This is a genomic window from Succinimonas sp. (assembly GCF_045225735.1).
Classification (GTDB): Bacteria; Pseudomonadota; Gammaproteobacteria; order Enterobacterales; family Succinivibrionaceae; genus Succinimonas.
This window is the reverse complement of record NZ_JBGVBR010000404.1, coordinates 1-6,223: the sequence shown is the minus strand read 5'-3', so window position 1 is coordinate 6,223 and position 6,223 is coordinate 1. Positions and strand designations below refer to the sequence as shown.

Here is a 6,223-nt window from a genome sequence, read left to right as displayed (position 1 = left end):
AGCTTCAGGGGCCGGTTCCTCCGGAATCCGGGCATTCCGGAGGGAGAAGCTGCCCTCCGGTATACCCGGGGTTTTCGGGATATCATTATCCGGAGACGGGATCCGGGACAAGGTTTCCCGGGAGCTTTCCGTTATAACCGCGCTTTCTGAAGGAATTTGTGTCGCACCTGGTACCGGATTTTCTCCCGAAGATCCGGTCATTTCACCAGCTCCGGCATTTCTTTCCCCGTTATCCCCCAGCATGGCCTGAAGCTCCTCCAGAGTATAGTCCCGGGAACTGTCTTCCCGCTTAAGCCGCAGCAGCATCTCCCGGATCTCGGGCGCGACGCCGGGGAGAGAGCACGGGATCATCAGATTCTGACAGAAGAACTCCGGACTTACGAGCTCAAGTCCCAGCATAAGCCGCAGCCGGCCGTTGTCATTAAGAGCCAGCGGGGTCAGAGGCTCCCCTTCCTCCGGTCTCCAGGCCCGGGCCAGTCCCAGAAGGATCAGCTTTTCTGCCAGATCCCGGAGATCCCGGATCTGAAGGTTAATGCCGAGATCATTCCCGGAACGCAAAAGATCCCAGAAGCGATCCGGAGTAATGACAAGATAGATGCGCTGGTCAATATGATAGAGATAGCTCCCGGGGGCATTAAAGGGTGCCGGGGTCTCCCGAATGCGGTTTTGCAAAAGGGACAGGAGACGAATAAGGGCATGGGGCTTTCGGGAGAACCGGTTAAGGGCATTTCCGGTACCTCGGAGATCCGCTTCCACGCTCCCGCTGTCCGCCTTTTTGATAATGCTGAAAAACGGGGATCCGGCATTGCCGTAAAGAGCGTCAAAGAGATCGGCATATACAGCAGGATCTGACATCAGTGCCGTCAGGAGAGCCGGCGGAATAATGCGGCCCGCCAGAAGCGGAGTCAGGTTTTCATGAGTCTTGCCCCGTCTGGGACGGTAGCGGAAATAATAAAACCGGCTCCCTTCTCGCTCGAGAAACCCCCGGAGGCTTTCCCCCACCGGAGACCACGCATCTCCTTTCTCAGTAATTACCTCCATATCCGAAAAGGCCTTCCCCGCATCATGAAGAAGCCCTCCGGTGTAAACGGCCAGAGCGTAAAGCGCGGCTTTCCGGCGGCGCTTTTCAGGTTCATCCCCCAGAGTCATCACATCCCGCTTAAGATAGCTGAGAGTGAGCGCGGCGGTTTCCAGACTGTGCCGGAAGAGTCCCCCGGGCTCGCAGTGGTGATAGCATTCCGAGGCCGGGAGGGCATCCATGTATTCCAGAGTGTTCTCAAGCAAGGGGAACACCATTTCCTGAAACTCCTCCGGGGTGAGAGGAAGATGCTCCCGGGCTTCCTCGATAAGGGGCGCGAGATTCCTGAAATACTCCTCCGCCGGTTTAAGCTCCAGTCTCCCGGAATACTCCGAGGCATCTTCGGGCATGGCAGATGCGCCGGGAAATGACCGGGAACCTGCAGGCAAAGAACCTGAGACGGATTGAGAATGAGGAGCTGTCTTATCCTGCGAGGCTGCGACTATCCCGGAAGAACTGTTCTCCCGGGTTTCCGCAAGATAATCCTCAAAGGAACAGAAGGGATCTCCGGAAAGACTGCCAGAAGGAGCGGATGGTGCGGCCCTCGCGCCGTTATTCCCGGGGAAATCGGCCGGGGAATCCGGGAAATGCCCGGAGTTTCTATGCCTGTCCCCCGCAAAGTCCTCGCGCCTGTCATTATCAGGCATAAAGGCTTCCGGGGCATAATCCTGAAGAAAATCGTCTATGCTGTAATCATCCTGACTGCCATCACCTCCGCCTGAAAAATCAAATCCGGATAGCGGCATCTCAAAAAAAGGATCGCCGGGATCGGCTTCATTGCAATCGGCGCCGGAGTACTCCGGATTTCTGCCTGGCATTCCCGGAGAGAAGAGTCCGGTATCCGGAGAATCCGGATATCCGAAATTCCCAGCATCAGCTGCAAAGAGATCCGCCCCGAAGGCAAAATTCCCGCTCTTTGTTCCTCTTCGGTTTTTTTTGCGGCCAAAGGGAGCGGCATTAAAAGGCTTTCCGGATTTTCCAGGAAACCTTTGGAGAGGTTCATAAGAGGCATCATACGGGGATCTGGGATGGTTTGGAGATAACCGCCCTGTCCTGCCACCGGAGAACAGCGGATAAGGAGCTTGAGAATACCGGATATTCTGAGCGCTTCGGGAATGCCTGCGGCGCTTCCCGGTGCCGCTGCTCCCGGAGCCTTTTGCTTTACCTTTGGTTTTGTCCCGGATCTGCCGTGAGTTTTCCGGAGAGCCCGCAGCCTTATGATCGGCTTTGCCCTCCGGAATCAAGGGAGATCCGGAGTCCTTGCCGGCATCTATGCCATCTCCGGAAACAGCTCTTATAATCCTCTCTATGAAATTCATCACGGCATTCTTCTCCTGACCTGCCCCGGCCTCGTAACCGGGCTAAATTCCCTGCGCAGTATCAGGATAATAACCGCATTTCAGATTCTGGCTGCCAAATAAGCCTTAGGGGCAGGAGTCGTGCCTTTTAGCAAAAGGACTGAGACGCTCTTTGATGAAATGATGAAATGATGAAATGATGAGATGATGAGATAACGTCATGCGAGACAAAAGTAAATGCTGGCTGAAACTCAATTGTATTCGCCCGTTTGGCTTAACACATGTTTTTTCAGCTCATCGTCAGAAAGAAAAAGGTTATGCAGCATCGTCTCAAAAATGCGGTTTGCTATCATGACAGTACCATGGTCGTTTCTGATAAGCCCGTACATCTCCATTTCAGAAATGGCATCCTGCTGGGCATTGTAAGTAAGTTTGGTTCCTTCCATGAGAATGCGGCGAATGGCAGCCTTCAATTCGGGATAGCTGTTCAGCTTTTCGGCGAGAGACTCAAACAGGGGGTTATTCTCCGAAAGGAGCAAGCTGACAGCCTGATTAATACCTTTGTCTGTCCAGGCTTCCGCCGGGTTCATGGTCTTGGTGACTTCCTCATCGACAAGCTGGCAAATCCTGCTTGTCAGGAAGGGATAGCCGCTGGTGTATTCCCGGATAGTTTTGGCAACTGCTTCCGTATCCATTCCGGTGTGATGATCCTCCTCATACTCATTGAGCATTCCTTTGATACCGTCTTCTGACAGACTCATGTCGACAGTGAAATCCGCAGCAATGTTCCACGGGCTGTATTCTTTAATTTCGTCTAGAGGGCTTAGATGCCTGACATCAGTAACTCCGGCAAGAATTACAGACTGGAAGGTACGGTAGTTCGCATTAGTTTCACGCTTAATATAACCGGATCTCATTTTTCCCAGAAAATCCCAGAAAACCTGATGGTTTGCTGCCGTATCCGCCTCATCAATTATCAGTACCACGGGCTTGGCGTTCTCTTTGCACCAGCTGTCAAAAATTCTGAAGATATCATTCAGTTTCACCTTTTCTCCTGTGCCGGCAAGCTTCTGAAACCTGTCATAGCATGCATCGGGAACGGGAATCTCCATGCTGTCTCTGGTATCGCAAAGGAGCTGCGCCAGTCTTTTCGTAAACTCGCTTTCATTCTCAAAATCAGCGCTGGTTACATCCTGAAAATCAATGCTGATGACATCATACTGGTCAGCTAATGTCTGAGTGAGAGCCGTCAGAGTCGTGGTTTTCCCGTACTGTCTTGGCCGGCTGATCATAAAATACTTCCCATCATCAACCAGCTTCTTTATTTCCTGCGCTTTCTCGGAGATATCTGCCATATAATGCTTTGAAGGGATGCATACTCCTGTGGTGTTGAATTTTTTCATCTGATATTTATCCTTATGCATTTTTGACACGCAGGAATAATCTCCTCATTATCGCACGAATGATTTCCGGCCCGAAGCAGCAACGTTCACGGCAGGTAAAAAACTTTGCTGCATATACCAAAAGCCAGCCCCGGAACCCAGTGCTGGCTTGGTAATTTTTGCTCCTGAGACCTTCAGGAGAAGTGAATTTTGTCAGGCAATGCCGAAAAATTGATTATCTGCCCGGAAATTTCTTCTGCGGGGATTTTTTCCGCGGGGGTGTCTTTTGCCGCCTCTGCTGATTTGAGAATTTCCTTTGCTGTTGCTGCAGCCGCTGCATTCTTCGGTGCCGTTCCTGCATTTCCATAAGATCGCATGAATTTTTAAGGGCCATGCAGTTCATGTCTGTAATGTCCACGCATATGACAGGACAGGCAAATGCGGTACTTAAACAAAAAAACACTGAAAGAGCTAAATATTTAAACATGATTCCTCTGATACCCAACTGCTATGATTTGAAAACCCGCGAATTGTAAGGTAATCAATGGCAATTTGCAATATTGGCGGCAGTTTCCGGAGTTTACCGGTACCCTCCCGGCACGAGTCTTCCGGATTGTTACGAAAATTGTTATGGGACGGTAAAACCGGGATCCTATCCGGGATCATTTGAAAGACCGGAAATCTGACGATTTTTGCGATAGGAAGTCTAATGGAAATGGGATGCAAATGAGAGGAGATGATGTTTTTTACCTAAGCCTGCGCTCTCCCTGGTGGCTGTTTCCGCTGCTCACGATATAATGTGTCCGCCTGCATGCGATGGGCACAAATCTGACTGCAATTTTATGGCGTCCGGGGACTTCTTAATCAGGATCCCGCAGGATTGCCGCGCCGTATGCAGCTTTGTTTTTATTTTCAGAAGCTGAAACTGATATGAATGATGAAACCGCTATGAAAGATGAATCAGGCCTGAACGACAACGGGGCTTCTGTCCCCAAAGCCCGGGACTCCGAAAAAGATAACGGTGTTAAGACGGCACAGGATGCCCGGAATCTGACCACAGTATGCTATCTTGAGCAGAACGGATGCTATCTTATGATTCACCGGACAAAAAAGGAGCATGATACCAACAAGGACAAGCTGATAGGCCTCGGGGGACATTTTCATTACGGGGAATCTCCGGAGGAATGCATGCTCCGGGAAATGAAGGAGGAATGCGGCATCGTTCTTACGGATATGAAGCTGCGGGGGATTATTACCTTCGTGTCAGATGTCTTCGGCTGCGAGTACATGTTCCTGTTTTCCGCGACTGAATACGAAGGGGCGATTGCCGCTGACTGCAACGAAGGCAGTCTGGTATGGATTAAGAAGGAAGAGCTTCTTAAATGCGGCAATCTCTGGGCGGGAGACAGAATTTTTCTGAAGCTTCTGGATGAGAGGAGCGAATTCTTTTCCCTTAAGCTCTGCTACAAGGGGGAGGAGCTTACCGACGCGATCCTTGACGGAGCAAGACTGCATTATCCGGAGCAGCCGGAGCTCGGGAAAAACGCTTAACAAAATCAGGCCCGGTAAATATGTCTTTAATGAGCCATTCAGAAGAGTGTCCGGGGGATATCTCCGGATTTCGGGTTCCCCGCTACGGCAAGAATCCGCTTCTTTTCAGCTTTTGACATTCCTTCATTTTTCGGTCTCCCGAGCCATTCCGTATCCGTGTTTTCTAAAGTTCAGCGCTGATCCTTAAAGCAGGCCGAACCGCATTGCACACGCTGAAAACCCCGTCGCCGTAATAATTCAGTTCCCCGTCAGCCATAACCACCGCCGCATTGGTCTGATAATGTCCGGGGGAACGCAGCCAGAAATGCGCGCCGCCGCTGTAATTACTGGTAAAGACGCCCTTCTCCCGGGCATAAGGCGTGGCCCGGCACACCCTTTCCGCTTTGTCGCCGAGATAGCGGAGCGCTTCCTCGCTGCTGAGACAGAAGATCCTGTCCATGGTGCCGTTGCCCCCAGGAGTGGCGTATTGCGGGTTCCCGGCATTTTTGAGAGGTGATATCAGAATGCGCCGGATTTCCGTTTCTGAAAACGCCGTCCGGAGGAAATCACCGTTAAGCCATTTCCGAAGATCGCAGTCTTCCCAGGTGATGTCCTGCCCCCGGTGATGATACTGCCGGCAGTCAATGCAGCAGCGGGTAATAAGGAGAGCCTCTCCGGAGCTTACCTCCAAAACCTGCCATTCCAGAGGAGCCAGGGAGCCGTCCCGGTCGCAGGGGTAGCGCCCGAAGGAGATGACATCCCCTTTCATAAGCATTCGGGGATACCTGACATCATTCACGGTGATGGTATGAGCGGTAACCGAGCCCCTGCGGGATTTCCCGAAATTCCGGAAGGAGCGCAGCCGGGAAGCTGTTTCCCGGAACTCCGGATGTGTTTCCAGACGGGCCAGAGCCTGATCATGAATTTTCGCATAT

5 protein-coding genes are annotated in these 6,223 nt (G+C 51.8%); 2 read left to right on the top strand and 3 right to left on the bottom strand.

Annotation, left to right across the window (positions count from 1 at the left end; genetic code table 11):
* Both mobH and ACJROR_RS14260 read right to left on the bottom strand, forming a co-directional pair.
* Nucleotides 1–2,397: MobH family relaxase (mobH, locus tag ACJROR_RS14265; protein ID WP_406547682.1), on the bottom strand; the 2,397-nt coding region annotated here is incomplete at its 3' end.
* Nucleotides 2,398–2,627: 230 nt separating this feature from the next.
* Nucleotides 2,628–3,779, bottom strand: a complete 1,152-nt coding sequence (locus tag ACJROR_RS14260) for an AAA family ATPase (RefSeq protein WP_406547681.1) — start codon at nucleotides 3,777–3,779, stop codon at nucleotides 2,628–2,630.
* Nucleotides 3,780–3,968: 189 nt separating this feature from the next.
* Here ACJROR_RS14260 and ACJROR_RS14255 point away from each other — a divergent pair, with 189 nt between their 5' ends.
* Complete coding sequence (locus ACJROR_RS14255) at nucleotides 3,969–4,127, top strand: hypothetical protein (protein WP_406547680.1); 159 nt, start codon at nucleotides 3,969–3,971, stop codon at nucleotides 4,125–4,127.
* Nucleotides 4,128–4,706: 579 nt separating this feature from the next.
* Nucleotides 4,707–5,309: an NUDIX hydrolase gene (locus ACJROR_RS14250; protein WP_406547679.1), complete on the top strand. Its 603-nt coding sequence runs from the start codon at nucleotides 4,707–4,709 to the stop codon at nucleotides 5,307–5,309.
* Nucleotides 5,310–5,472: 163 nt separating this feature from the next.
* Here the strand turns inward: ACJROR_RS14250 and ACJROR_RS14245 are convergent.
* On the bottom strand, nucleotides 5,473–6,223 hold a 751-nt coding region (locus ACJROR_RS14245; RefSeq protein WP_406547678.1), incomplete at its 5' end, for a DUF6273 domain-containing protein.